Genomic DNA, 26830 nt, shown 5'->3' with positions numbered 1-26830 from the left:
TCCCTGCTGTCGTTGATGGATAGAAAGGATGAACCAAGATGACACCATGGACCGATCGGCGGAGACGACCGTTGGAAGACTTACGCATCTCAGTCATTGATAAATGCAACTTTCGTTGCCGATACTGCATGCCGGAAGAAGCGTTCCGCCACCACCAATTTTTAAAACGAGATGAGTTGTTATCGTTTGACGAGATCGAGCGCTTCGTTCGCATCATCGCCCCACACGGCGTGAAAAAAGTGCGTCTGACCGGGGGCGAACCTCTACTCAGGCCGAATCTCGATGAACTGATTCGCCGCCTTCGCGCGGTCACGACCATCGAGACTATCGGGTTGACGACGAACGGCGTCTATTTAGAACGGATGGCGAAAGTGTTGAAGCAAGCTGGGCTCGACCGGGTCAACGTCAGTCTAGACGCCTTATCGGCCGAGACGTTCGGGATGATGAACGGACGCGGCACGTCGCCCGAGACGGTATTACGAGGAATCGATGAGGCGAAACGGCAAGGGCTCGAAGTGAAAGTGAACATGGTCGTCCGAAAAGGCTGGAACGATCATGAAGTCGCCTCGATGGCCGCTTATTTCAAAGAACGGAACATCACACTCCGTTACATCGAGTTCATGGATGTCGGCACGGCGAATGAATGGAACGTCGAACATGTCGTGTCGTCTGAATCGATTCTTGAGGTGTTGAAACAACGAAATGGATTACTTGAACCGCTTGCACCCGAAACACTAGGAGAAGTCGCGCAACGTTACCGTTACACGGATGGGGCGCAAGTCGGCTTCATCTCTTCGGTCAGCCAACCGTTCTGCGGAACGTGTACGCGAGGTCGCCTATCGAGTGACGGCAAATGGTACACGTGCCTGTTCGCAGAAGACGGGACCGATATCCGCGAATTGCTCCGTAGTGGGGCGAGCGATGAATTGATTGCCATGACACTAAAAATGGTATGGGAAGTACGGGACGACCGCTATTCGGAAGAACGGTCGCGAACTGGGAGTCGGACGCGAAACCGAATTGAAATGAGTTATATCGGAGGATGAAGACGATGCAAGCACACAACCATGTACATCAAAACACACAGCGTGTCCGGGCAGCGATTTTGACGATCTCGGATACGCGAACACTGGATACGGACGTGTCTGGCGAACATATTTGTACGCTATTAAAAGAAGAAGCACATACGGTCACATACCGTGAGATCACGAAAGATGACTCATTTGAAATCGAAGCGGCCGTCAGACGAATGGTCGACGAAAAAATGGACGTCATCTTGACGACCGGGGGAACGGGCATCACGAAACGGGACGTCACCATTGAGACGATTCGACCGCTGCTTGACCGAGAAATGGTCGGCTTCGGCGAGTTGTTCCGTTATGTCAGCTTCACGGAAGATATCGGACCGGCGGCGATGTTGTCGCGAGCTTTAGCAGGACGCATCGGGGATACGATCATCTTTTCGATGCCAGGGTCGCGAGGCGCCGTCGACTTGGCGATGACTCGCTTGATTCTCCCTGAGCTCTCCCATATCGTCTGGGAAGCGACGCGATGATCGGCATCGTCTTGGCAGGCGGAAAATCGCGCCGGTTCGGATCCCCTAAATGGCAAGCCTGTTATGAGGACATCTCGTTTGAAGAGCGGGCGCGACAGACACTCGTTACAACGACGACGTCCCAATGGAGCGTCGTACCGGCCGGACAGTCGATGACCTCATATCAACTTGAAGATGACATGGAATGGCGCGGCATGGGGCCGCTCGCCGGCATCGTCACCGTCATGCGGCACGTCCCGGCTGAATGGTATGCCATCTGTGCGTGTGATACACCTTTGTTGCCGTCGACCGTTTATGAACGGCTTGTGATAGAACGAGAGAATCAGCCGGTTGTCGCCTACGCAGATAATCGAATCCATCCGCTCATCGCCTTGTATCCCCGCTCGATACTGTCCCAGTTCGAAGCCGCTTTACGTCGAGGCGAACGGGCGGTCATGCCTCACTTGACAGAGGCGACAATCGTCTCGTTTGCTGAACGGGACTGGTTTAAAAATGTGAACACACCGAGTGATTATGAAGAATTGCTAGGAAAGGAAGTGGAGTAATGGAAAAGATGTCGACGCTATTTCGTAAGCCGCTCGCCGTTGACGAGGCGGTCATCCGTGTCCAAGAAGCGACGGGGAAAGGTCGGACGGAAACGGTACCGTTGTATCGAGCGAACGGCCGGATTTTAGCGATGGATCTCACTGCGACGCATGACGTTCCAGCATTTAATAAATCTCCGTATGACGGTTTTGCTGTCCAGTCCGCGGATTTGTTGAGAGCGAGCCGCGATGAACCGGTGACATTACCCATTCAATACGTTCAGGGAGCCGGACACGTCGGAGAACCGCTCCGCGCCGGCGAGGCGATTCGCATCATGACCGGGGCAAAAATTCCAGACGGAGTCGATGCGGTCGTCATGCTCGAGCTCGCACAAGCGGATGAACGAGTCGTGACGTTCAAGCGACCGGCCCGCGATGCCAATATTTCCTATCGTGGGGAAGATATGACGGCGGGGACGAATATCGTTGACCGAGGCACCCGCATTAATCCGGGCGTCATCGCCTTGCTCGCTACGTTCGGGTATGAGCAGGTCGACGTATACGTAAAACCGCACATCACCGTGTTTGCGACCGGTGATGAGCTCGTTGAACCGGGACAGAAAAAAACCGATGGGCAAATCTATAATTCGAATGCATATATGATTCTCGCTCAAATCGAGGCACTCGGTGGCGCGGCGACATATGGCGGTATCTTGCCGGATACGTTCGCTTCGACAAAGCGGGCGATTGACGAGGCACTTCGGACGAGTGATGCCGTCGTCACGACAGGCGGGGTATCGGTCGGAGATTTTGATTATTTACCGGATGTATATGAGGCGCTCGGGGCGACGGTGCTGTTTAATAAAGTTGGGATGCGGCCAGGGTCCGTCACGACGGTCGCGCACGTCGAACATCGGTTGTTGTTTGGATTATCCGGGAATCCGTCGGCGTGTTTTGTCGGAACGGAACTGTTTGTAGGCACGTATATGAAGACGTTATTCGGGCAAGCGGAGCGACCTGTCATCCAGGCGGAACTTGGTGTCGATTTCCCGAAAACGAATCCGTTCGACCGGTTCGTGCGTGGACATGTGACGATTGATGCGACCGGGCAGACGGTGGTTCATCCGAGCGGGAAAGACAAGTCGGGCATCGTCTCCTCACTCGCGACGTGTAACGCGTTGATTCATCTGCCAGGCGGAACGAGAGGGTTTCAAAAAGGGGACTCGGTGCGATGTCGAATCATCGATCAGCTTTGATTTTACAAGTGGTCGGCTATCAAAATAGCGGTAAAACATCGTTCGTTTCTGAGCTGACAGCACGCTTGTCGGCGACGGGGCTCCGTGTCGGTGTCATCAAACACCACGGTCACGGAGGGACGTTCGACTTGCCGATGACGGACTCGCATCGTCACGCGTTGGCTGGTGCCGTGCTATCGAGTGTGATCGGTGAAGACGGGACGTTAATCGAGTGGCAAGCGGTCGACACGTTTGAGTTGCTCCTCAACTGGTACGAGGCGCACGTCGACATCGTGATCATCGAGGGATACAAACGGAAAGATTATCCGAAAGTGATGCTCGTGCGAGACGGGCATGAACAACCGGTCGATGTGACGAACGTGATCGCGCGCGGAGATTCCGTGGCAGACAAGGACCGGTTGATGCGTTTAGTGGAAAGGTGGATGGAGAATGAAATGGTATCAAGTGAATGAACATCCGCTCGAACCGATGGCGCTTTACGAAACGGTCCGGCATCGAAACGTCGGGGCGGTCGTGCTGTTTATCGGGACGGTGCGAGAAATGACGGGTTCCAAACAGACTGAGCTCTTGGAGTATGAATCATACGTACCGATGGCCGAGAAGATGCTCGAACAAATCGCGAAAGAAGTGGCGGAACGTTGGCCTGGTGCGTTGACGGCGATCCATCACCGGATTGGACGACTCGATATCATGGAAGAAGCGGTCGTCATCGCGACGAGTTCTTCCCATCGCGCCGACGCATACGAGGCGAATCGTTACGCCATCGAACGGATTAAAGAAATTGTCCCAATTTGGAAACGGGAGCATTGGACCGACGGCACGAAATGGATGGGTGATCAAAAAGAACAACACCCAGGACGCCCGGAAGGAGTGACGTACACATGATTGAGGTATTATGTTTTGCCCACGTGGCAGAAGAGTTGGCGGTCCGGTCCTATACCGTTTCGGCTCCACAAACAATCGCCGCCTTGCGAGCGGATTTGGCCGAGCGGGGCGTGTCGGGAGCGGAACGTCTCATGTTCGCGGTCAATGAGCGCTATGAGACGGACGAATATACGGTTGCAGACGGAGACACGGTCGCCGTCATTCCAATGGTGAGCGGAGGATAAACGATGGAACTGACACACATGAACGACCAAGGGCGGGCGCGGATGGTCGATGTCTCGGATAAACCGGAAACGACACGGACAGCTCGGGCCCACACATCAGTTGAATTGAGCAGTGAACTGAAACAGCTCATCACGGATGGTGACCTTGCGAAAGGCGACGTGCTTGCTGTCGCCCAAGTGGCCGGGATTATGGCCGCCAAAGAGACGAGCCGCATCATCCCGATGTGTCACCCGCTCGCCTTGAAAAAAGTCGATTTAACATTCGAATGGGACGAGACACAGCTCATCATCGAGTCGTTCGTGAAGACGAAAGGTGATACCGGTGTTGAGATGGAAGCGTTGACGGCCGCATCGGTCGCAGCGTTGACCGTATACGATATGACGAAAGCGGTCGATAAAGGCATCGTCATCGGGCCGACATACTTGCTTGAGAAACAAGGCGGGAAGTCAGGGGACTACGTCCGATGACACATGTTCCGGAACGTTACGCGCGGCAGGCCCGGTTCCACGGTATCGGTGAGGACGGGCAAGAACGTCTGATGGTGAAACGAGTGCTCGTCGTCGGTCTCGGTGCGCTCGGAGCGGCCGTGAGCGATCAACTTGTTCGGGCCGGCGTCTCACTTATCCTCGTCGACCGCGACTATGTAGAGGTGACGAACTTACAACGACAGACGCTCTATACGGAACAGGACGCACGTGCCGAGACGCCGAAAGCGGTCGCGGCGCTCGAACGCCTGCGGACCATCAACTCAGACGTTGAGTTGGACGCGCAGATCGCCGACGTATCGTGGGATTGGCTTCGGCCTTTGCCGCCCGTTGATCTCGTCTTGGACGCGACCGATAACGTCGAGACACGTCTTCTATTGAACGATTTCGCACTCGAGCGCGGCATTCCGTTCTTGTTTGCCTCTTGTGTCGGGGCATACGGCATGAACTACACGGTGATGCCGGAAGAAGCGCCGTGTCTTCGTTGTCTCATGCGTCATTTGCCGTTAGCCGGACAGACGTGCGCGACAGCGGGGGTGGTGGCTCCCATCGTGCAACATGTGGCGAGTCGTCAAGCCGTCGAGGCGTTGAAATATTTGACCGGGCGTCATGAACAAATGGAACGTCGACTGTTGATTGAAGACATGTGGGAGAATCAGTCACAGCGGCTCGATGTCGCACGGCTCGTCGACGTGTCTTGCCCGTCTTGTCAGACCCATGACTACCCGAGTCTTGTTTCAAGTCGACAGCAGACAGCGCTCCTATGTGGTCGCGATGTCGTCCAAGTCCGTCGCTCCATCGAAGGGCTTGACCCGATTGCGCATCAACTCGAGCGGGCGGACATCACCGTGAAGCAGACCCCGTTCACGTTAGAATGGCGATGGCGGAATCATCGGATGCTCTTGTTCAAAGACGGAAGGGTTCTCGTCCATGGCGTTGACGATGCGCATGTCGCGGTCGCGATGGTCGATGAATGTCTTGGTACGTAATTCATCGCATCATAGAGCTTGTTTCTCCCTAAAAAAATACAAAATGATACAACAATTTCTGCGACACGTCATCAGCGTGAAGTCGGAACGGGTTACTTCGATGAAGTCTCGCTCGTCATCTCAGGTGGGCAATCATCAACGACTGCACTGGCTGGGTCGACAGAAGCAGAGCAGTTCACAAATTGATCATATTTTGGAGACGCCAACTTGTTGGTGTCTCTTTCTTTATGTGAAAGTATGTGAGATAGATTGATGAATATGTGAAAAAAAGATGAACCAAAGTTCATTTTCACTTCTCCAATTCGACGAATAGTTGTCACAAATAGTAAGAATAAACCGTTTCCATTCCTTGTATACTCAATCTGTTCACAAGTTGGACACAATGATAAAGGGGGAAGCATCATGCAAGGGGAACGATTGAATAAACGCAACGCTTGGTATCAAGCGGTATGGCGTTGGCACTTTTATGCAGGTCTCATATTTGCACCAATTTTTATTATCCTGGCTGTGACAGGAAGCATTTATTTATTTGAACCGCAAATAACGAAGATGCAATACAAAGACATGATGACGGCAACTTTCACGGAAGAACAGCCGATTGAAGTCCAAAAGGAATCATTCATGACGGAATATCCGGATGCGATGATCACATCGATTCGTTTGCCGGATGAAGGCGAATCGACTCGAATCGGTTGGATGAACAAAGACGAGATGATGTATACATATATTCATCCGGAAACTACAGAAGTTTTAGGAACGCGGTCTGCTGAAGGTAGCATGGATTTATTAGTTGTGATTCATGGCACACTATTAGGTGGTCAAATCGGGAACTGGGTCGTCGAACTTGCGGCGTCCTGGGCAATCATTCTTCTTATTACGGGGACATTCTTGTTTTGGCCGCGTGGTAAGAATCCGCTTCGGATGCTTATGCCGAAGCTTGGGAAAGGACGACAGTGGTGGAAGCAGATGCACGGTAGCATCGCTTTGTGGTCATCGCTAGGCCTCGTGCTCATTATCAGTTCAGGGTTGGCTTGGTCATCCGTTTCGGGTGCGATGTTGCAGTGGGTTTCCTCGTCGACAAACACGGGAGCACCGATGTATGCCTATGCGTTTGGCGCCAAGCCAGAATCGACCGTGACGACAAAAGAGGTGGCAGAAGACGTACCTTGGGCGACCCAAGCAGATCTCGTTCCAACGTCTTCTCCAAGTACGATGTTGCCGATTGATTTAAATCAGGTGGTGAACAAGTCCACGATTGATCGACCGTACACAATCTCGCTTCCGGAAGGCGAAACAGGCGTCTATACTGTCACATCGGCAGCAGGTCATCCATTTAAAGAATCGACGGTGAACTTAGATCAATATAGTGGTGAAACACTCAGCTCTGTGACATACGCAGATTACGGGATTCTCGGAAAACTGATTACGGTTGGAATCGCGTTCCATGAAGGTCGCCTGTTCGGTTTACTCAATCAATTGGTCGGTGTCGCGCTTTGTCTAGGTCTCATTTTCGTGGTCATCAGCTCGTTCATGATGTGGCGCAAACGAAAAGTCGGATCCATTGAACAGATGAAGCGGTTTGAGGACGAACGCATTAAACGAATCGTCGGTATCTTGATTTTACTTCTAGGTGTGACATTACCGCTCGCAGGAATCAGTATTCTTGTCGTTCTCCTATTTGATTGGTTGATTGGTCGCCGGAAGTTGAAAGCGGAGGTGGCAGCATGAAACGATTTAAAGCAGTCATTCCTGTCATCCTAGCGACAATTTGGTTAAGCGCGTGTCAACTTCAATCAGTAGAACGCACCATTGATCCGATTGGGATTCAACTGATCGTACCTGAACGTATAGAAGTTGGCTCGACGACGCTTGCGATGAAAGTATCGAATGATGAACGTGTGACGGAAAGCCATATTCAAGTCACGCCTTACGATTCGGAAGAGACCCGGACGTATGAAGTGACAGAAAAGGATGGCTATCTCGTGACGAGCGTGAAACTCGATCAGGGAATCTACCAAGTGAACGGCATGGTCCATGAAGGGCAGAAGGTCTATACGCCGTCCGCATGGATGATTGTCGGTGATGTACCGCAAGACCAAATCGACCAATTGCAGCAACCAATCGTTCACTCACACGACCATGGTGGTGAACATCAGCATTAAAAAAGTAACCGTTGCGTATGCAGCGGTTACTTTCGTTTAAGACGTATCCCGATCTCTCCAATGAGAACGGCAAGGCCCATGAATCCGGCACCGAGAATGGCCATCTGATTCTGGTTGGCGACCCCGATTCCGTTCTCGAATTGATAAATCTCACGTGTTAAGAATTGGATCGGCTCACCGGATGTGAGTGCTTGTTCATAACCGAGCCAAATCAAAATCGAGAATGTGGCAATTGAAACCAAAAGTCCGATGAATGCGGTAGTACTGACACGGATTACGGTTCGAGTCATAGCAATTCCTCTTTTCCTGTTTGTATACGATACGTCACAGAAATAGGAAAAGATTCACAGTGCACTCATTTTGGAATGGTCAACACTTGTCCGACGTAGATGGAGTTGACGTTTGTGATGTTATTGGCCGCTGCGATCTTCGCGACAGTCGTGTTGTACATCGTTGCAATCTTGTAGAGTGTGTCGCCCGATTTCACCGTATATTTCACGGTCGTCGTAGGAGGTGTGACGGTCGTGGTTGGAATGATGAGTACTTGTCCGACGTAAATGGAGTTGACGTTTGTGATGTTATTGGCGGCTGCGATTTTTGCGACGGTCTTGTTGTACATCGTCGCAATCTTGTAGAGTGTGTCGCCCGATTTCACAGTGTATTTCACAGTCGTCGAAGGGGGTGGTGTGACGGTCGTCCCTGGGATGATGAGCACTTGTCCGACATAGATTAAGCTGTAGTTCGTGATGTTGTTGGCAGCCGCAAGCGCCGACACGGTGACACCGTATGTCCGTGCGATACTGTACAACGTATCACCTGACTTCACGGTATACGTTTTGTTCGTCGATGTGTTTTGATAGGCCAGTAATTGCGAGACCGTGACAAATTTGTACCCTTTTGCTTTGAGTTGTGAAATCATCGTTGGGAGTGCGAGCGGTGTACCCGGGGCCCCGGCTCCGGTATGCATCAAGACGATTGAACCCGGTTTGATGTTGGTCTGAACTTTCGTGTTGATTTGGCTCGCGGTCAACCCTTTCCAGTCAATCGTATCAATGTTCCATTGAATCGTGTATCCGTATCCTGCAGCCCCGACACCGCTCAATACGGTACTATTCACTGCACCAAACGGGGCTCTGAAAATCGGTTTTGTCGTTTTTCCGGTCAACGATTTAATCAAAGCTTCCGTGCGGTCGAGTTCGGATTTCATCTGCGTGGCAGTCAGTTTGGTGAAGTCAGGGTGTGTATACGAGTGATTTCCGAGTTGATGTCCTTTTGCGGCGATATTTTTAATGTACTGTGGATGGTTATTTGCGCCCGACCCCGTTAAAAAGAAAGTGGCTTTGACATTGTTTTTTGTTTTTTTGTCTAAAATCTTGTTCGTGTTCGCCCCGTCTGCCCCGTCATCGAACGTCAATGCGACGACCTTGCTCGTCGTGTTCACGCTCGTGACAAATTTTGAAGCGGCGGCACTGACGGAAATCGATTGTGTGATCACCATCGCCAATAAGATGAACAGTGCCATCGCCCCACGAATGACCTTACGTTTCATCTGAATTCGCCTCCATTCATGATGTAACTCTCTTGATGTTAAGACTTTCCAAATGATTGACCTTGATATATTTTATATACCCCTTTTTAGAAATGATTTACTAAAATTCGGAAATGTACTCAATAAATTTTGATTCAACTATATGTGTGAAATTTGTGAGAATGTATCGTGGGATATATCACAGAATGCTCACACTCTTTTTGGAAAGAGATGGTATCATGAACAATGTGTGAAAGATGTAAGCGATTTATAAGGAGGACTTATGATGAAAAAGATGATGACACGGTTTGGGGTCGTGTTTGGACTCATCGGGTTATTCGTACTCGGTGCGTGTGGTACGGAGAAAGAAGCGGAGAGCGCGGCTGTTCCACAGTCAATGGAACCGGTCGAGGCAGAGTTGACGGTAGAGGCAACGGCTGAAAAGGGAGAGGCGGTACCTTTATCAGTAACAGTCACGCAAGATGGTCAACCTGTAGACGATGCGGATGAAATCAAGTTCGAGGTATGGAAGAATGGTGCGAAGGAAGAAAGTGAGATGATCAAGGCGTCACTCACGAAAGACGGTATCTATGAAGCGGAGACGACGTTCGCGGAAGAAGCGGTCTATACGGTTCAGGTTCACGTGACAGCGCGTTCGATGCACACCATGCCGACGACAAACGTGACGGTTGGACATCCAGAAACGGCTGCTGAAGCAGAAGAAGAGAGTGAGCATCATCACCACGCTGGAGCGGATATCACGCTTGACCCGAAAGAGGCGACAGCAGGGGAAGAACAACCATTCATGGTACACGTCATGATTGAAGACGAGATGCTCGCTGGAGCGGACGTACAGCTCGAAATCTTCCAAGATGGGGCAGAGAAGCATGAATGGGTGAAGTTGGAGGAAGCAGATGCTGGGATGTATAAAGGTGCACACACTTTTGCTGAATCAGGCGCATACAACGTTCAAGTCCATGTCACGAAAGGTCATGACATTCATGAGCACGTGATGGAAACGGTAAACGTTAAATAAAAAATCGGCTCGCGTTTGAGCCGATTTTTTATTATGCATTTTGGTAAAGGGATTCAACTTGTTGTTGAAGCGCCTCGTTCTCCAAGTACTCATCGTATGTTGCTTCTTTATCCACGATGCCATTCGGTGTCACTTCAATGATGCGTGTCGCAATCGTCGAGATGAGCTGATGGTCATGTGAGCTGAAGAGAAGCACGCCTTTGAACGACTCGAGACCGTTGTTGAGTGCCGTGATTGATTCGAGGTCCAAGTGGTTCGTCGGATCGTCGAGGACGAGCACGTTCGAGTTCGAGAGCATCATCTTCGAGAGCATGCAACGTACTTTTTCTCCCCCTGATAGTACAGACGCCTTCTTCATGACTTCTTCACCTGAGAAGAGCATGCGGCCAAGGAATCCACGAAGGAACGTGTCTGACTCATCGGCAGGCGAGAACTGGCGCAACCAGTCAAGGATGCTCTTTTCTGAGCCCTCGAAGTATTCTGAGTTGTCTTTCGGGAAGTATGACTGAGTCGTCGTTACGCCCCATTTGACTGATCCTGTGTCTGGCTCCATCTCACCCATGAGGATTTTGAAGAGTGTCGTGATGGCAACGTCCGAACGACCGACAAACGCGACTTTGTCCGTCTTGTTGAGTGAGAACGTGACGTTATCGAGCACTTTCACGCCGTCAATCGTTTTCGATACGTTGTCGACATAGAGAACATCGTTTCCGATTTCGCGCTCCATCGTAAATCCAACGAACGGATAACGACGTGACGACGGACGGATGTCATCAAGTGTGATCTTATCGAGCAACTTCTTACGCGACGTCGCTTGACGTGCTTTCGATGCGTTCGAGCTGAAACGTGCGATAAAGTTTTGAAGCTCTTTGATTTTCTCTTCTTTCTTCTTGTTCTGATCTGCCGCCATACGTGTAGCGAGTTGGCTAGACTCATACCAGAAGTCGTAGTTCCCGACATACAATTGGATTTTTCCGAAGTCGAGGTCGGCCATGTGCGTACAGACTTTGTTCAAGAAGTGACGGTCGTGGGAAACGACGATGACTGTGTTTTCAAAATTGATCAAGAATTCTTCTAACCATTGAATCGCTTTTAGGTCAAGTCCGTTGGTCGGCTCGTCTAAGAGGAGGATATCTGGCTTACCGAAGAGCGCTTGGGCAAGAAGGACTTTGACTTTCTCCCCACCTGTGAGTTCGCTCATTTGTTTCTGGTGGAGCGCTTCAGAGATACCGAGACCCTGCAGGACCATCGAGGCTTCCGACTCTGCTTCCCAACCGTTCAACTCAGCGAATTCCCCTTCGAGTTCAGCTGCGCGCATCCCGTCTTCATCTGAGAAGTCTTCTTTCATGTAGATGGCGTCTTTTTCTTTCATTATTTTGTAGAGACGCTCGTGACCCATGATGACGGTCTCGAGAACTGCACTGTCCTCATACGCGTAGTGGTCCTGTTTGAGGACGGCGAGACGTTCGCCTGGTGTGATGCTGACATCACCCGTCGTCGTATCTTGCTCACCTGATAAAATCTTTAAGAATGTCGATTTACCGGCACCGTTCGCACCGATCAATCCGTAACAGTTGCCTGGCGTGAACTTGATGTTCACCTCTTCGAACAACTTGCGACCGCCAAATTGTAGGCTGACGTTATTTACTGTAATCATGTATGGTATCCCTCGTTTTTCTGATTAGTTTACGACGTGTATTGTATCACGTTTTTGAAAATCGCGCAGTCGCGTAAAAAGTGGAAAAGAAAAATGACTCTATTCGGTAATTCCCAACATATCATATGTTTAGTAAAAACATAACGTCTCACTTAATACATTTGGTTACTTGAAGTGAGACGTTGTGTCAAAGCAACGAAGTAAACGAATTCCTTCAGGGGAAATAGTGCAGTTCAGTTGCCATATTTCTAATCCGGAAGGTATCGCATCGTTAATCAATTGACGAATTAGATGGTCTTGTTTTCGGTTGGAATTACCGGTATAAATTGGTGCGTAAAAAAAAAAAACATATAAGAGGACTGCTCTTCCGGTTTGGGGTAGAGTGGAAATCAGAGCGTGGAGATGACGAATCAACCGTTCTGTCTCGATGGGTCGTTTCAATCGTCTACGTTTAAAGTGTGGGAGAGGAATAGTGAGTAGTTCGCTGAGCGGAGCCTTCACTTCCATGAAGATTCCATCAATCTGAAAATCGATCCGTGCACCTTCAATTACTATTTCACGTTTGATTCCCCTCGGGGTTGAGAAAGCATCAAGCTGGTTCTCGAGTAAGAAAGCTTCAACATAGTCGTTTACACGACCTTGATTGATTCCAATCCATTGTTCACCATCGACTGAAATGGCTTCGACTGTAAAGTGGGTTTTACGATTCGAGTCATAGGTTTCTGAGACGAGGCAGGGGATGTTTTCAAATATAATATCCCCAATCCTTCCTGTTACAGGACAATGGCAAGGCGCGAGCAAATCATCAACGAGTACGTCCATGACAAAGCGATTACGTCTGTTTACAATTATCGCTTTTTTCAAAGTTTTTTCAAATAAAATCATTGCCACTTTTACGTGAAATGACGGTATTCAACTCAAATGCTACATTTCCTGCGAGTGCGCGTGAAATCATACATTGATCTTTCGCTTTTTTCGCGATTTGCTCGACAAGCGTGATGTCTCGGTCGGTCATCTCTGTAGGTACATGAATCGTTGTCGCATAGCGAATTGTCTCGTAAGTGAAGATGCCGTTTGTCACATCGACGATGCCCTCTGCATCAATCGTGATGCCACGGTGAGTCAAATCACTTCGCCCGAGTACGGCTGCGAGGGTGATGATATAACACGTTGCCGCTGCCCCGAGTAACATCTCATCCGGATTCGTGCCAACTCCAGGACCGTCCATCTCTGGCGGAATTGAAATCTGTGTCTTTAATCGCTCGGCCTCGAGGGTGCCGACGTCATTTCGTCCGCCATCCCAGCCGAGGTTCATGCTAAATGTATGTTTCATCAAAAATCGCCTCCAATGTCTCTAGTGTAAAAGAGAACGATTGGAGGCGCATGTGTTATGCTTGTGCACGTTTCGCGAATGTGCGAAGTGTTTCGATGATGACTGTTGTCGCTTTTTCCATGTTATTCACAGAGACATATTCGAACTTCCCGTGATAGTTCTCCCCACCCGTGAAGATGTTCGGCGTCGGGAGTCCCATGTAAGAAAGTTGCGAACCGTCTGTCCCACCACGAATCGGCTCGATCTTCGGTTCGATGCCAAGACCACGCATGACATCAGCGACGGTATCCACGATGTGTTTGACCGGCTCGATTTTCTCAGCCATGTTGTAATACTGGTCTTCCATCTGGAGTTCAATCCGTTCTTCCCCGTATTTTTGTTTTCTTTTTAGGACAAGTTTCTCCATCAACGCTTTACGCGCTTCGAACTTCTGTTTGTCGTGATCGCGGATGATGTATTGAAGCGTCGTCTTCTCGACGTCCCCATTGAAGCCGTTCAAGTGGAAGAATCCTTCATAATTGCTCGTCCGTTCTGGTGCCTCATCAGCAGGTAACCGATTTTGGAACGCCATCGCGAGCTTCATCGAGTTCACCATCTTATTTTTCGCGCTACCTGGGTGTACGTTCGTTCCGTGGAAGGTGATGGTCGCACCGGCTGCGTTGAAGCTCTCATACTGCAACTCTCCGAGTGGTCCGCCGTCCATCGTATAAGCGAAGTCTGCATTGAATCGGGCGACATCGAATTTATGTGGTCCACGGCCGATTTCTTCATCTGGTGTGAAGGCGATGCGGACCGTCCCGTGTGGAATCTCAGGATGGGCCAATAAGTATTCAACGGCTGTAACGATTTCAGCAATCCCTGCCTTATCATCCGCGCCGAGGAGTGTCGTCCCGTCCGTTGTCATGAGCGTATGCCCGACATACCCGTCCAGTTCCGGGAAGTCTTTTGGTGATAACACGACATTCAATGACTCGTTCAAGACGATGTCGCCACCTTCATAATGCTCGACGAGTTGAGGGGACACGTTCGTTCCTGTGAAGTCGGTCGCCGTATCGACGTGAGCAAGGAAGCCGATTGTCGGGACGTCATAATCGACGTTACTTGGAAGTGTGGCGAAGAGATAGCCGTATTCGTCCGTCTCAACGTCTGTCAGTCCGAGATCTTTCAATTCTTTCTCCAAATGGCGAATCAAATCCCATTGTTTGGCCGTCGATGGTGTTGTCGCACTTGTGAAATCCGACTGTGTATCAATCTTCGCGTACGTCATTAAGCGTTCAATTAATTTTGCTTGCATGGATTGCCCTCCTATAATAAGTTTCATCTTCATTAGTTTATCACGCGCAATCGAAGTCGAAACAAAAAAGTCGCGCCCATCGATGGACGCGACCTGTTCAAAAGAGAAACGGATATAGAATCGGCAAGATAAACGAGGTGAAGATTGCGGTCAATCCCATTGCGGCACCACCTGTTGCACCGGACAACGGATGTTCCGTTGCCGCCTGAGCGGTCCCGATTCCATGACTGATTGTCCCGAGTGTGAGTCCACGCGTGAACGGGTCGTCCATACGGATCCATGTCAAGAGTACCGGTCCAAGCATCGCCCCTAAAATACCGCAGGCAACAGCAATCGAGGCGGCAAGTGTCGCATCTCCTTCTAGCTGTCGAGCCAACTCAAGGGCAATCGGAGACGTCGCTGATTTGACCGATAGCGCAATCAATACGTTTTCGGTAAACGAAAACAGTTTGCCGAAAAGTACAGCCAAAAAAATCGTAGAGAGTGACCCGAGTACGATGGCACTCAGGGCCCGTTTTGCCCGGGCGAGTAGTACAGGTAAGTTGCGATAGAGCGGTAACCCGAGGGCGACCGTCGCCGGACCAAGTAAGATGGTGATGATGTCGGTGGCTGGTTTATACGTATCATAGGACTGTCCTGTCACGAGTAACAGAAGAATCAAAATTGCTGTACTTAAGAAGACGACATTGGTGAACGGAGATGCCCACTTCATGGAAAGTCGACGACTGAGCGAATACACGAGAATCGTCAATCCAATCCAAACGTATGTCATGATATCTCACCTTCTCTCCCGGAAACAAACGCCGTCACGACCATCCCGACCGCCATGCTGGCGAGTAACGTGATGAGGAGCGGGATGCCGGCAGCTTTTAACAACGTTCCGTATGCCATAAGACCGACGGCGATCGGGATGAAGAAGAAGGCGAGGTGCTTCGTTAAATATCCGGCACTGTCCTCAATCCATTCCACGCGAATGACTTTTGTCAACAAGAGGATGAGCAAGAGCACCATGCCGATGACGCTGCCTGGTACTTTCCACGAGAACGTCTCAACCATCCAGTTTCCGAGCGTGCTCAGTCCGAATAAAAGAGCGAGCCCAATCATCCATTTTAATAATTTCATATACATGACTTCCTTTCACGTCATTCAAAACGTATGAATCTTCTCAAATTCAACGAGAGAGGTCAAGAATAGAAAATGACAAAAAAGATAAGGGGTACATACGTTCGGGATGCTATACTACATCTATCATAAACAAGCGGGGTGTCGAGATGGAACTAAAAACGATTGAGCAATTTATTCAAGAGCATGGATTACAAAACAGGGAAGACATTTTACATGCGTTCACAAAGCGGGTCAATTTGACAATTTTGCCACGGACAACAAGGGAAGAAGTAGCGGTTGGCCATTCTAAGTTTGGCGGGTATCCTGACTTACCACACGCAGACTTGCATCCTGGAGAGAATATGACGTTTTTAGCTCAGTTTCGTTTAAGTGATTTGGCTGAGTTTGAATCCGTAGATGCACTCCCAAAAGAAGGTTTGTTGTCTTTCTTCTATGACTTGGAAGAACAACCTTGGGGAGATGAGGACGAGCGTCATCTTTGGCGTGTCTTGTATACGGAAGAAACGCAACTTGAGCGAGTGCGGGTTGGAGAAGCTTTGAATGAGCGTGCTGTTTCCTTTGAAGAAAGCTATGCAGAGAATGAATACAGTTTATATGAGCTGCTCGACGAAGAGATGTATGATCGGTTACTCGAACAATTCAATCAAGAGGAACTTCATGCAATCGGTGGACATCCGAGTGAAGTACAAGGTGATGTTTTTGAAGAGATACAGGAAACATATGGGGAACGATTCGATCATCCTTTCCTATTGTTTCAAATGGACACGTCTGAGGAGTTAGACGTCATGTTCGGGGATTCGGGTATTCTCTATTTTCTCATTCCGGAAGATGCTCTCCGTGCCAAACGGTTTGGAGAAACCGAAATCATTATGCAGTGTTATTGAACGCAAAAAAAGGGAGCCGACTCGAATGAGTCGACTCTCTTTTGATTACGCTTGTTTTTTCTTACGGAATCGTGCGAAGAACTCATAGACGATTGGTACGATGAGCAACGTGAGGAGCGTCGAACTTGTAAGTCCGCCGATCACGGTGACGCCGAGACCTTTCGAGATGAGTGCCCCACCCTCGAGACCGAGTGCGAGCGGTGCGAGTGCACCGATTGTCGCGAGTGCGGTCATCAAGATTGGGCGAAGGCGTGTGCCTGCTGCCTCAAGTAACGCTTCACGTGTTGATAAACCAGCTTCTTCTTTATGAATGACGCGGTCAATCAAGACGATGGCGTTCGTGACGACAATCCCGATCAACATGAGTGCCCCGATCAAGGCAGAAACCGAAATCGTTTCACCCGTGATGAGGAGGGCGACAAGTCCCCCGATAATCGCATACGGGAGTGAGAACAACACGACGAATGGTGTGAGTGCCCCTCCGAATGTGATGACGAGAACCAAGTAGACGATGGCGATCGCGGCGAGCATCGCAAGACCGAGCTGTGTGAACGATTCTTGAATCTGTTCCGTTACACCGCCGACATCATACGAGACGCCAGATGGGAGCTCGATGTCCGATACGCGTTCTTCAATCGCAGCAGACGCTTCTGTCGCTTTATCTGTGCTGAGTTCAACACTTACTTGCGCAAGCAGTTTTCCGTCGCGCTCGACGAGTGTGTCCGGTGTTGTGCCTTCTTCGATTTCAATGAAGTCTGAAATCGGGCGTGGTCCGAACGGTGTCGTGATTTCTTGTGCTTGCAGGTCATCGACACTGTCATACGTCACTTGCTCGTTCGGGATGACGACGTCTAACTGTTTGTCATCCACTGTGACACTTGTAAGTGGACTTTCTGGTGCCTGGAACTGACTGATGACTTGCGCGATTTGACCTGCCGACACACCGGCTTCTGCAGCGGCCTGTTGGTCGACGTTGAACGTGTATTGTACATAGGACTCACGTAAGTCAGATGTCGCTTGACGGACATAATCCGTTTCCTCTTCAATCGTTTCGATGAAAGTCGGCACGATGGCTTCTAGATCTTCAAGGGAGTTGGCATAGACGTTGTATGTGACACCGCTCGTTGCGCCGCCACCTGAGAAGTCTTGTTCTTTCCATTCCCCGTTCGAAGCGAGTTCGTTCAATTTCTCGATATCAGCTAACTTCACATCCGCGAAGTCTTCCGTATCTGGATCATATTGAACGATGAAGATTCCTTGTTTGTTGTTTCCGGGGTTCAGCGGGTTCTCTCCACCGACCGTGAACTGAACATCGGTTGCGTTCGGTTGTTCTTCCATGAAGTATTCTTCTGCCACTTCTGCTGCGGCAATCGAATCTTCAAGTGTTTGACCAGGTTCTGGGTCGAACGTGACGAACAACGTCTTCTCCGAATCCTGATTCAAGAAGTTGACCCCAATCGCTGGGACAAGGGCAAAGCTACCAATCAATAGGGCAGTCGCGAGACCGAACACGACGAGTTTATGGTTCAGTGACCAGTTCAAGACGCCACGATACCATTCCGCGAGCTTGCCTGGACCTTCTTCTGGCTTCAACTTGTCGCGGTTTTTAAAGAACGAGTCGGCCATCATTGGTACGACCGTGATCGCCACGAGTAACGAAGCGAGTAATGCGAAGACGACCGTCAATGCGAACGGCAAGAACAGTTCACCGACAAAACCAGTGACAAATCCAAGCGGCAAGAATACTGCAATCGTGACGATGGTCGACGAGGCGATCGGGATGAATACTTCTTTTGTTGCCGCGATAATCAACTCTTTACCGCGAAGTGGTTCGTTCGAACGCGTGAGTCGACGGTAAATGTTCTCGATGACGACGATAGAGTCATCGACGACACGCCCAATCGCAACGGTCATCGCACCGAGTGTCATGATGTTCAATGTGATGTCCAATTGCTTCAAGACGATGAGTGCCATGAGAAGCGATAACGGGATCGAGATGACAGCGATGATCGTCGATCGGAAGTTACGCAAGAACACTAAGATGATGAGGATGGCGAATAGGCCACCGAGCAACGCTTTCGATAACATCGTTTCGACCGACTCTTCAATCGGTTGTCCTTGGTCGAGTGTAATTGATACATTCGCCGTATCGTTTTCAGCTTCGAAGTCATTCAATACTTCTTTGACGGCGTTGACGACATCGACCGTGTTCGCATCTTGTGTCTTCGTCACTTGTACGCCGATGGAACGTTCACCGTTCGAGCGAGAAATCGATTCTTCGATTCCTTTGTCCTCGATTGTCGCAAGTTCACTCAACGCGACAGTCGGAACCGTCGTCGGAACGTTCGGTGGTAATGCCGATGGTGTTTCCGTCGGGACATCTGTTGGCACGTCTGGCGTTTGACCAGGTGGCAATTCAGTCGGGGCAGACGGTGTCGTCGGCGTTGATTGTGCTGGTGAGTAAGGGATTTGGATGTCGCGGAACGCTTCGAGCGTCTCCGACTTGCCGTCGATGACGACCGCTTGCTCCGTGTCACCTAATTCATATAATCCGAGCGCGATACGGGCATCATTCGCTTGAATCAATTGTTTGACCGTGTCTTCTGTCAAATTGTATTCAGCGAGCGCTTCTTGATCGAATTGAAGCTCGACGCGGCGAATCTCTTGCCCGGCAATTTGGACGGTTTGCGCACCTTCCACTCCTTCAAGAGCAGGCTGTACTTCTTCCTCGACGAGTTTTGTCAATTCGGCCAAATCCAGGCTTTCATCCGAGATGGCAGCCCCGATTACCGGGAAAGCGTCGAAACTGAGACGCGACACTTGAGGGTCTTGTGCCGACTCCGGCAATTCGACGTTGCTTAACGCATCTTTGACTTGTTGCTCCGCTTCATCCATATCGGTGCTGAAATCATAATCGATTTGGATGTTTGAAGCGTTTTGGAACGATGAAGAACGAACTTGCTCTACGCCATTCAAATTCTGAAGTCGGTCTTCTAACACAGTGCTGACTTCTTCGAGCACTTGCTCAGGGGATGCACCTGGATAAATGGTTGTGACCGAGACGGTCGGAGTCGTAATGTCCGGTAACGTCTCGAGCTTCATCGTCAGACCGGCGAAAAGACCGGCGGCCGTCAAGATGATCGTCATCAACCAAACCGCAAACTTGTTGTTAACGGAGAAGGACGTGATTTTCTGCATGGGTTTTTAATCTCCTCTATTATTATGTTGTTTTATGACTCACAATCGATGTCGTGGGCTCGTTCAATCAAGCGTGCGATAATCGCTTGTTTGAGTTCGGTAGGGGGAACACCGACACCGAAGTGTTCGGACATCATCATACCTTCGAGTGCATAACGAATGATCATCGTTTCCACCGGGTCGGCCGTTTGTTGGAACTGTGCGAAGAACGTATCTAAATCATGTTTCCAACGATTGGCGTACTCTTGGTCGACTTCGAACAACGTGAGAAATGCAATCATCTTCTCGACGTCGATTTGGATGGCAGCACGCTCAGGATGTAACTTCGTTTCATCAAATAGACGAACGAATGCCTCGACAGGTCCATAGCCTTCTTGTTGCAATGAAGCATATAGCTCGTTTTGTTCTTGTTGTAATCGTTCGACCATCGCCGTCATCAACGCTTCTTTTGAAGGATAATGATAAAGCAGTCCACCTTTAGATACACCCGCAGTCTTGGCGACTTCATCTAAGGTAAGTTGGTGCACGCCGTGGTTCATGATGATGTCGGTTGCCGCATCCAACAGCTTTTGCTTTGTAACGTTCGATCGGTTTGACATATCTTCACCTCTTTCTGTACCGACCAGACGGTTTGTTTGATTTTACTATATCGTTCGTATTCTTTTGAAGTCAAGAAATGATGTCCTCAAAACTGTCACCAATTACACATGTAATGTGATAGCGATTGCAGAAAAGTCTTGACGTGAGAATGATTATCAGTGATGATAAGTACTGAGAGTAATTATCATTACCAGAGAGAAATAACCGAACGTGGGGGAATGACAGATGAACAAAAAATATGCAGCTTTAGGAATTTCAGCAGCGTTAACGACATCGCTCCTTGCCGCTTGTGCAAGCACAGATGAGACAACTTCAAATGAAGGCTCAGACGATTCGAACGTCGTCAATGTTTACTCGAGTCGCCACTACGATGTCGATCAACAATTATATAAACAGTTTGAAGAAGAAACAGGCATCAAGGTCAACGTGGTGGAAGGGAAGAGTGACGAACTTCTCGAGCGTTTGAACACAGAAGGGGAGAGCACAGAGGCTGACCTCTTCATCACAGCAGATGCCGGAAACTTGTATCAAGCGAAAGAAGCAGGACATCTTCAAGCGGTCGATAGCGATGAGCTTGAGTCAAACATTCCTGAAAAATATCGTGACACGGACAACGAATGGTTCGGTTTGACGAAACGTGCGCGTGTCATCGTGTACTCAAAAGATCGCGTGAAACCAGAAGATTTGTCGACGTATGAAGCGTTGACAGAAGAACAGTGGAACGGTAAAGTGCTCGTCCGTCCATCTGAAAACATGTACAACATCTCACTCCTCGCATCGTTCATCGAAGTGAATGGTGTCGATGAAGCGAAAGAGTGGGCGAAGGGCTTAGTGAACAACATGGCACGCGACCCACAAGGGAACGACCGAGACCAAGCGAAAGCGGTCGTCGCTGGCGAAGGGGATGTGGCCATCATGAACACGTACTACATGGGGCTCATGTTGAATTCTGAAGACGAGGAAGAGAAGAAAGTCGCTGAACAACTCGGTGTCTTCTTCCCAAATCAAGATACAACAGGCACACACGTGAACATTTCTGGTATCGCGATGACGAAAGCATCGAAAAATACAGAAAACGCTCAAAAATTGATGGAGTTCATGTCAGAACCGTCAGCTCAAGAGAAGTTTGCGAGTGTGAACTACGAATATCCAGTCAACGAGTCGGTTGAGCCGAACGAACTTCTTCAATCATGGGGCGAGTTCAAAGAGCAAGACATCAACCTCTCTGCACTTGGTGAAAACCAACAAGAAGCAATCCGCATCTTTAACGAAGTAGGTTGGAAGTAAGATGACTTCGGCTTGAACGCGAGTTCAGGCCGGAGATTTTTGCGTTCTTCTCACCCTAAGCGCTACACGGGATGCGCAGAAACTGATATGATGGGACAGGAATTGATAGTTTACAGAACGGGAGCGGTACGACATGAACTGGCACGCAGTAAAACGACAACTGAATGGATGGGCGATCCTTAGCTTTCTCGCGATTTTATTGATCGTCTTGCCGGGAATTGTCGTGCTCGTCGAATTGTTCGCCCCGGTCAATGACAATTGGCAGCACATTCAGGAGTACCTGTTGCCCCGTTACGTGCGAAACACGTTGTTCATTATGGTGGCTACCGGTGTCTTGACGACCGTGATTGGGACGAGCCTCGCTTGGTTCGTGACCGTCTATGATTTTCCGTTCCGTCGCTTCTTTAAATGGGCACTCATCCTGCCGCTCGCGATTCCGCCTTATATCGGGGCGTATACGTATCACGGCATTTTAAATTACACCGGAGTGATCCAAACGACGCTACGAAATCAGTTCGGGATCACCGTCGATCAGTCGTACTTCAACATCATGTCGATTCAAGGAACCGTGTTTATTTTCACGTTGTTCCTCTATCCATATATTTATACGATCACTCGTGCGTTTCTGCATAACCAGTCATCCTCGATGATTGAGAACGCACGGATTCTCGGTCGTGGGTCGTGGGACATCTTCTTCACCGTCGTCATTCCGATTTCTCGAGTCGCCATCATCGGCGGTGTCAGTCTCGTCTTGATGGAAGTGCTCAACGACTATGGTGTCGTGAAATACTTCGGGATCCAGACGTTTAGTACCGCCATCTTCAGCACATGGTTCGGTATGAAGGATACGTCGTCGGCGCTGAAACTTGCGGGCACGCTCATGATTCTCGTCATCGCGATCTTGACGATGGAACGGCTCGTGCGAGGACGGAAGCAGTTCAGTTACGCTTCAACGAAAGTAAAACCGCTCAAACCGAGACCGCTGCAAGGCTGGCATCGCTATGCGGTATTCGCATATGTTTCGCTCGTCTTTGCGATTGCATTCGTCATTCCGTTCACTCAGTTGACGGCATGGACGTTTCTGACGTTCGATACGGTCTTCACGGAAGAATTTTGGCAACTCGTTTGGAATACGGTTCGGGTCGCCTTTACTGCAACCGTGATCATCTTACTGTTCGCACTCATCATTGCGAACTATACACGACTCTTCCCGTCAAACATGACGCGTGTCATTTCGAAAGTGACGACACTCGGGTATTCGATTCCGGGAGCGGCGATCGCCATTGCGGTCATCACGCTCTTCTTGTGGCTCGATGACAAAGTGCTCGATTTGGCACGGGCGCTCGACTTGAGTCAGACATTCGTGTTCCGCACGACGCTCATCATGCTCATCTTTGCCTACGTCATCCGCTTCCTCGCCATCGGCTACAACTCGATTGAGAGCGGGTTTGAGAAAGTAGGGAAGTCGTTTACCGAAGCATCCCGTATGCTGGGGTGGAATACGGTCCAAACGTTCTTTCGCGTCGATATCCCGATGATCAAAGGCGCCATCATGAGCGCGTTTATCCTCGTCTTTATTGATATTATGAAAGAGTTGCCGTTGACGCTCTTTTTACAACCATTTAACTTTTCGACGCTTGCGACACAGGCGTTCAAATACGTGAGTGATGAGAAGATTCACGAAGCGGCACTCGCTTCCATCGTCATCGTCCTCATGAGTGGACTGTTGATTTTCGTTTCCCACAAGGTGCTTGATAAGGAGGCCGACTAATGTTTGTTCAAATCAATGATTTACATTTTAGCTATAAAGGTGCACATGAAGAGACAATCAAAGGGTTCTCGATTTCAATCACGAAAGGTGAAATCGTCTCGCTTCTTGGGGACAGCGGATCGGGGAAGAGTACGATTCTCCGTTTGATCGCAGGACTCGAGATGCCGAACCAGGGCGTCGTCGTCGTGAATGACTGTGTCTGTTGCGACGATTGTCAGTTCATGCCGCCAGAAGATCGTGGCGTGGGGATGGTCTTCCAAGACTATGCACTCTTCCCGCACATGACCGTTGAAAAGAACATTCGATTCGGTCTTCATAAACTGAACCGCAAGGAACGGAATGCGCGTGTCGAAGAGATGCTCGCGCTCGTCAACTTGACGGAGTTCCGTCACCGTTATCCGTACGAACTCAGTGGGGGACAACAACAGCGTGTCGCGCTCGCGCGTGCGCTCGCACCGAAGCCGGCGCTCTTGATTCTAGACGAGCCGTTCAGTAATTTGGATACGTCACTTCAACACAGGATTCGCGACGATTTGCGTCGTCTCTTGAAGCAGACAGGTACGACAACGATTTTCGTAACGCACGATGAGGAAGATGCCGAGGCACTTGCCGACCGGATTGTCTACCTTGGAGAAGGCAAAATTAAAAAGCAGATCATGACGGAGAACAACAAGACGTTCAACCCGCAAATTCCTTGCTTCGTATAAACAACAAAAGACCCCTTACTCATTTCTAAAGCGAGTAAGGGGTCTTTTTGTCATTTTGTCATCTCGGAAGGTTTTGACTCATTTCCAAGTTGGTCAATCGCAGTCACGTAGTAGGATGCATTGTTCTCATTTGTGACCTCGATACTTTTTCGTGCATGGGTTGGGATACTTTCGATATGAGTCGCTTTTCCGTCAATGACTTCATAGATCCGATATCCAATCACGCTCTCTTGACGAACGGCGTGCCATGTCAATAAGTTACCTTTTAGTTCGACTGCCGTCGGTGTCTCGAGATCGACAGTTTCGTTCAGTTCGGTATCCACCAGCTCTGTATAGACGACGAATCGTTCATCATAGCCCCCGTCCCCGAACGTCCCCGAACAGGTAATCAAATTTAAGTTCCGATTTGATGTGGCACCGAAAATCTCTTCGATTGGCGCGGTTTTTGTATCATAGCGTTCTGTTTTTGTGACGCGGAACCGGAGTGTGTTACCCGCTTCATCTTGAATCAGAACGTCATCGCCTTTTGTCAGTTGATCGAGTTGATAAAAGATAGCCGGACCGGTCTTGCTGTCGACGTGACCGGCAATCACAGCATTTCCTTTGCTACCCGGTGTGACACCGGGTTCGAACCACCCGACCTGGTTCTCATCTTCTGGTACACCCATCTGTCCATTATCGAGGACCCCGACTTGTTCGATGGCGGTGTCGACATCGATTTTAGGGATCTGGATTTGAACAGGGGTGACGGCCTTGGCGTTTTCTTCTTCCTCGGCTAAGCGTAGCTTTTTCACCTCTTCCTGTAGAAGTGAGAATTCAGCCGTTAAATCCGGGCTCTCCTCTATTTGTTTTTCTTCTACAGGTGGTGACGACGATTCTTGGGCGCTCGTCCACGTCCAGAAGCTAAAACAAAAGAGAGAGAGCGCCAGAAACAAAAGGCGCTTGTTCATGGGACTCCCTCCTTATTGATTATTGTTCAGATACTTTACGTTTGCGAAGCGTTACGAAGGCGAGTAAGATTCCGCCAAGTACAGCTAATCCAGCGTAGAGAGTGTTCATTGATTGTTCTTGTGCACCACCGAGACCTGTTTCAGGCATCTCTTCAGGCATCATTGTTTCTTCGAACTTGTCAGGCATTTGTGTCACGATCGCGTTACCGAGTGTTTCACCAACACCGAACATGAACGCATATCCTTCACGGAATGACATCCAAGCCGCTTCTGCATCGCCAGCGACATATTGATCGAATGTGTCGAGTACGAGCGCTTCGTGCTGTTTGATTGCTTCTTCACCGGCAGCTTGTGGTAAGTTACCTTCTGTTGCTGCATCGAGGAATGTGCTGAAGTCGACAGCGAATGTGTCGAGGCGCATACGCGCATCTTCAATCATCGCTTCGTCACCTTCGAGTGTAGCGGCAACGATGTCACCTTGTGCTGTGATGTGATCTGAGTTCCATACTTTCTCGAATTGTGCTGCACCTTCGTCACCATATACGGATGCGATGGCTGCTTTGAAGTCGAGTGTGTTCTGGTCTTCTGCCCATGTCACGTAGTCATAGTCCTCTGCTTGGTCGTACCCTTTTTGCATACCGATTGCAGCGAGGGCGAAGTGTTCACCTGCAAGACTGTTCAATGTTGAGCGGAGTTCAACAGCTGGTGTGTCTGCTCCAGTCGTAAATTTGTCAGGCATTTGTGTGACGATTGCACCCGAGAGAGCTTTACTGATGTTGAACATGTGCTTGTAGCCTTCACGGAACGTCATGTAAGCTTCTTCGTAATCTCCTTCGACGTAGTTATCGAATACAGAGAGGACTTGGTCTTCATGAAGTTCGAGTGCATCAGCTGCTGCGTCCTTCGGTAAGTTGCCTTCCGTCGCTGCGTCGAGGAATGTTGAGAATTCTTCTACGAACTCATCGACTTCCGCTTCAGCTTCCATGCGTAGTTCCTGGTTGTCTGATTTTGCTGCTTCTACGAAATCAGCTGAGTAGTCGTTGTGACCACGGAAGATTTCTTCAAATTGTGCAGCGCCTTCTTCACCGTAGATGGAAGCGATGGCTGGTGTCATGTCGAGCGCGTTTTGATCGAGAGCTTGATCCGCGACCTCAGCATCTGCCGCCTCGTCATATCCTTTCATCATCGATGTGACGGCTAACACGTAATGCTCAGATAAGAGTTGATCGAGTGTGGCGCGAAGGTCACCTGCTGGTGTGCTTGCTGTCGGTGTGTGATCCGCTGCCTGTGCGTTGACTGGTACGAGTAGTCCTAAGGCTAGTGCCGGTGCTACGATTTTGTTTAACGTCTTCTTCTTCATGGGTAATCGCTCCTTTTCG

Annotated in this window: 29 protein-coding genes; 17 read left to right on the top strand and 12 right to left on the bottom strand. The window is 49.7% G+C overall.

The window, feature by feature from the left end; genetic code table 11:
* Positions 1–38: 38 nt before the first annotated feature.
* From moaA to BBB58_RS01425, 12 genes are all read left to right on the top strand, one after another.
* Complete coding sequence (gene moaA, locus BBB58_RS01475; RefSeq protein ID WP_074035052.1) at positions 39–1046, top strand: GTP 3',8-cyclase MoaA; 1008 nt, start codon at positions 39–41, stop codon at positions 1044–1046.
* A 5-nt stretch (positions 1047–1051) separates the two neighbouring features.
* Entirely contained in the window at positions 1052–1555 is a 504-nt protein-coding gene (locus BBB58_RS01470; protein ID WP_015880395.1) for a MogA/MoaB family molybdenum cofactor biosynthesis protein, read from the top strand.
* Positions 1552–2100, top strand: coding sequence for a molybdenum cofactor guanylyltransferase (locus tag BBB58_RS01465; protein ID WP_074035051.1), 549 nt, complete (start codon positions 1552–1554; stop codon positions 2098–2100). Before BBB58_RS01470 ends, BBB58_RS01465 begins: the two co-directional genes overlap by 4 nt.
* Positions 2100–3335 carry a molybdopterin molybdotransferase MoeA gene (locus BBB58_RS01460; protein ID WP_015880397.1) on the top strand — a complete coding sequence of 412 codons (1236 nt, stop codon included), beginning with the start codon at positions 2100–2102 and terminating at the stop codon, positions 3333–3335. The genes BBB58_RS01465 and BBB58_RS01460 overlap by 1 nt, the downstream gene beginning before the upstream one ends.
* A complete protein-coding gene (mobB, locus tag BBB58_RS01455; protein ID WP_074035050.1) occupies positions 3311–3787 on the top strand; it encodes a molybdopterin-guanine dinucleotide biosynthesis protein B in 477 nt (158 codons plus the stop codon). Before BBB58_RS01460 ends, mobB begins: the two co-directional genes overlap by 25 nt.
* Positions 3765–4220 carry a molybdenum cofactor biosynthesis protein MoaE gene (locus BBB58_RS01450; protein ID WP_015880399.1) on the top strand — a complete coding sequence of 152 codons (456 nt, stop codon included), beginning with the start codon at positions 3765–3767 and terminating at the stop codon, positions 4218–4220. Before mobB ends, BBB58_RS01450 begins: the two co-directional genes overlap by 23 nt.
* Positions 4217–4444: a MoaD/ThiS family protein gene (locus BBB58_RS01445; RefSeq protein ID WP_015880400.1), complete on the top strand. Its 228-nt coding sequence runs from the start codon at positions 4217–4219 to the stop codon at positions 4442–4444. The genes BBB58_RS01450 and BBB58_RS01445 overlap by 4 nt, the downstream gene beginning before the upstream one ends.
* A 3-nt stretch (positions 4445–4447) precedes the next feature.
* Positions 4448–4912 (top strand): cyclic pyranopterin monophosphate synthase MoaC, encoded by a 465-nt coding sequence (gene moaC, locus BBB58_RS01440; protein WP_074035048.1) that lies wholly within the window; start codon positions 4448–4450, stop codon positions 4910–4912.
* A complete protein-coding gene (locus BBB58_RS01435; protein WP_074035047.1) occupies positions 4909–5919 on the top strand; it encodes a ThiF family adenylyltransferase in 1011 nt (336 codons plus the stop codon). Before moaC ends, BBB58_RS01435 begins: the two co-directional genes overlap by 4 nt.
* An 18-nt stretch (positions 5920–5937) precedes the next feature.
* On the top strand, positions 5938–6105 hold the full coding sequence (locus BBB58_RS15105; protein WP_160300237.1) for a hypothetical protein: 168 nt from the start codon (positions 5938–5940) through the stop codon (positions 6103–6105).
* Positions 6106–6321: 216 nt separating this feature from the next.
* Positions 6322–7647 (top strand): PepSY-associated TM helix domain-containing protein, encoded by a 1326-nt coding sequence (locus tag BBB58_RS01430; protein ID WP_074035046.1) that lies wholly within the window; start codon positions 6322–6324, stop codon positions 7645–7647.
* Positions 7644–8081 (top strand): hypothetical protein, encoded by a 438-nt coding sequence (locus BBB58_RS01425; protein ID WP_074035045.1) that lies wholly within the window; start codon positions 7644–7646, stop codon positions 8079–8081. The genes BBB58_RS01430 and BBB58_RS01425 overlap by 4 nt, the downstream gene beginning before the upstream one ends.
* Positions 8082–8107: 26 nt before the next feature.
* Here the strand turns inward: BBB58_RS01425 and BBB58_RS01420 are convergent, their stop codons facing one another.
* Positions 8108–8371, bottom strand: coding sequence for an LlsX family protein (locus tag BBB58_RS01420; protein ID WP_047795807.1), 264 nt, complete (start codon positions 8369–8371; stop codon positions 8108–8110).
* 65 nt (positions 8372–8436) lie between these two features.
* Positions 8437–9630, bottom strand: coding sequence for a LysM peptidoglycan-binding domain-containing protein (locus BBB58_RS01415; protein ID WP_074035044.1), 1194 nt, complete (start codon positions 9628–9630; stop codon positions 8437–8439).
* A gap of 265 nt (positions 9631–9895) precedes the next feature.
* On the opposite strand from BBB58_RS01415, the gene BBB58_RS01410 reads away from it, so the two are divergent.
* A complete protein-coding gene (locus BBB58_RS01410) occupies positions 9896–10645 on the top strand; it encodes a FixH family protein (RefSeq protein ID WP_015880407.1) in 750 nt (249 codons plus the stop codon).
* 31 nt (positions 10646–10676) lie between these two features.
* On the opposite strand, the gene BBB58_RS01405 is transcribed toward BBB58_RS01410, so the two are convergent.
* From BBB58_RS01405 to BBB58_RS01380, 6 genes are all read right to left on the bottom strand, one after another.
* Complete coding sequence (locus BBB58_RS01405; protein ID WP_074035043.1) at positions 10677–12302, bottom strand: ABC-F family ATP-binding cassette domain-containing protein; 1626 nt, start codon at positions 12300–12302, stop codon at positions 10677–10679.
* 165 nt (positions 12303–12467) lie between these two features.
* The gene (locus tag BBB58_RS01400; RefSeq protein WP_074035041.1) at positions 12468–13187 is read right to left on the bottom strand and encodes a PDDEXK family nuclease; all 720 of its coding nucleotides are present in this window, start codon (positions 13185–13187) and stop codon (positions 12468–12470) included.
* Positions 13174–13638, bottom strand: a complete 465-nt coding sequence (locus BBB58_RS01395) for an SACOL1771 family peroxiredoxin (protein WP_074035039.1) — start codon at positions 13636–13638, stop codon at positions 13174–13176. The genes BBB58_RS01400 and BBB58_RS01395 overlap by 14 nt, the downstream gene beginning before the upstream one ends.
* 52 nt (positions 13639–13690) lie before the next feature.
* Positions 13691–14929 carry a peptidase T gene (gene pepT / locus BBB58_RS01390; RefSeq protein WP_074035037.1) on the bottom strand — a complete coding sequence of 413 codons (1239 nt, stop codon included), beginning with the start codon at positions 14927–14929 and terminating at the stop codon, positions 13691–13693.
* 97 nt (positions 14930–15026) lie between these two features.
* Positions 15027–15701, bottom strand: a complete 675-nt coding sequence (locus BBB58_RS01385) for an LrgB family protein (RefSeq protein WP_074035035.1) — start codon at positions 15699–15701, stop codon at positions 15027–15029.
* The gene (locus tag BBB58_RS01380; RefSeq protein WP_074035034.1) at positions 15698–16051 is read right to left on the bottom strand and encodes a CidA/LrgA family protein; all 354 of its coding nucleotides are present in this window, start codon (positions 16049–16051) and stop codon (positions 15698–15700) included. The genes BBB58_RS01385 and BBB58_RS01380 overlap by 4 nt, the downstream gene beginning before the upstream one ends.
* A gap of 149 nt (positions 16052–16200) precedes the next feature.
* Here BBB58_RS01380 and BBB58_RS01375 point away from each other — a divergent pair, with 149 nt between their 5' ends.
* Positions 16201–16938, top strand: a complete 738-nt coding sequence (locus BBB58_RS01375; protein WP_074035032.1) for a YwqG family protein — start codon at positions 16201–16203, stop codon at positions 16936–16938.
* A 45-nt stretch (positions 16939–16983) separates the two neighbouring features.
* Here the strand turns inward: BBB58_RS01375 and BBB58_RS01370 are convergent, their stop codons facing one another.
* A complete protein-coding gene (locus BBB58_RS01370; protein WP_074035031.1) occupies positions 16984–20136 on the bottom strand; it encodes an efflux RND transporter permease subunit in 3153 nt (1050 codons plus the stop codon).
* A gap of 32 nt (positions 20137–20168) precedes the next feature.
* On the bottom strand, positions 20169–20735 hold the full coding sequence (locus tag BBB58_RS01365) for a TetR/AcrR family transcriptional regulator (RefSeq protein WP_074035030.1): 567 nt from the start codon (positions 20733–20735) through the stop codon (positions 20169–20171).
* A gap of 226 nt (positions 20736–20961) precedes the next feature.
* On the opposite strand from BBB58_RS01365, the gene BBB58_RS01360 reads away from it, so the two are divergent.
* The 3 genes from BBB58_RS01360 to BBB58_RS01350 all read left to right on the top strand — a co-directional run bounded on the left by BBB58_RS01360 (position 20962) and on the right by BBB58_RS01350 (position 24501).
* Positions 20962–22023, top strand: a complete 1062-nt coding sequence (locus BBB58_RS01360; protein WP_074035029.1) for a Fe(3+) ABC transporter substrate-binding protein — start codon at positions 20962–20964, stop codon at positions 22021–22023.
* 133 nt (positions 22024–22156) lie between these two features.
* On the top strand, positions 22157–23794 hold the full coding sequence (locus BBB58_RS01355) for an ABC transporter permease (RefSeq protein WP_031424332.1): 1638 nt from the start codon (positions 22157–22159) through the stop codon (positions 23792–23794).
* Positions 23794–24501: an ABC transporter ATP-binding protein gene (locus tag BBB58_RS01350; RefSeq protein WP_015880419.1), complete on the top strand. Its 708-nt coding sequence runs from the start codon at positions 23794–23796 to the stop codon at positions 24499–24501. Before BBB58_RS01355 ends, BBB58_RS01350 begins: the two co-directional genes overlap by 1 nt.
* Positions 24502–24551: 50 nt before the next feature.
* Here BBB58_RS01350 and BBB58_RS01345 read toward each other — a convergent pair whose 3' ends face one another.
* Positions 24552–25451 carry a class F sortase gene (locus tag BBB58_RS01345; RefSeq protein WP_074035027.1) on the bottom strand — a complete coding sequence of 300 codons (900 nt, stop codon included), beginning with the start codon at positions 25449–25451 and terminating at the stop codon, positions 24552–24554.
* Between the two features lie 19 nt (positions 25452–25470).
* Entirely contained in the window at positions 25471–26811 is a 1341-nt protein-coding gene (locus tag BBB58_RS01340) for a copper amine oxidase (protein WP_074035026.1), read from the bottom strand.
* Positions 26812–26830: the final 19 nt, after the last annotated feature.

The organism is Exiguobacterium profundum, from assembly GCF_001909285.1.
Lineage (GTDB): Bacteria > Bacillota > Bacilli > Exiguobacteriales > Exiguobacteriaceae > Exiguobacterium > Exiguobacterium profundum.
The sequence above is the reverse complement of the archived record's forward strand: the minus strand, read 5'-3'. Positions and strand labels throughout refer to the sequence as shown.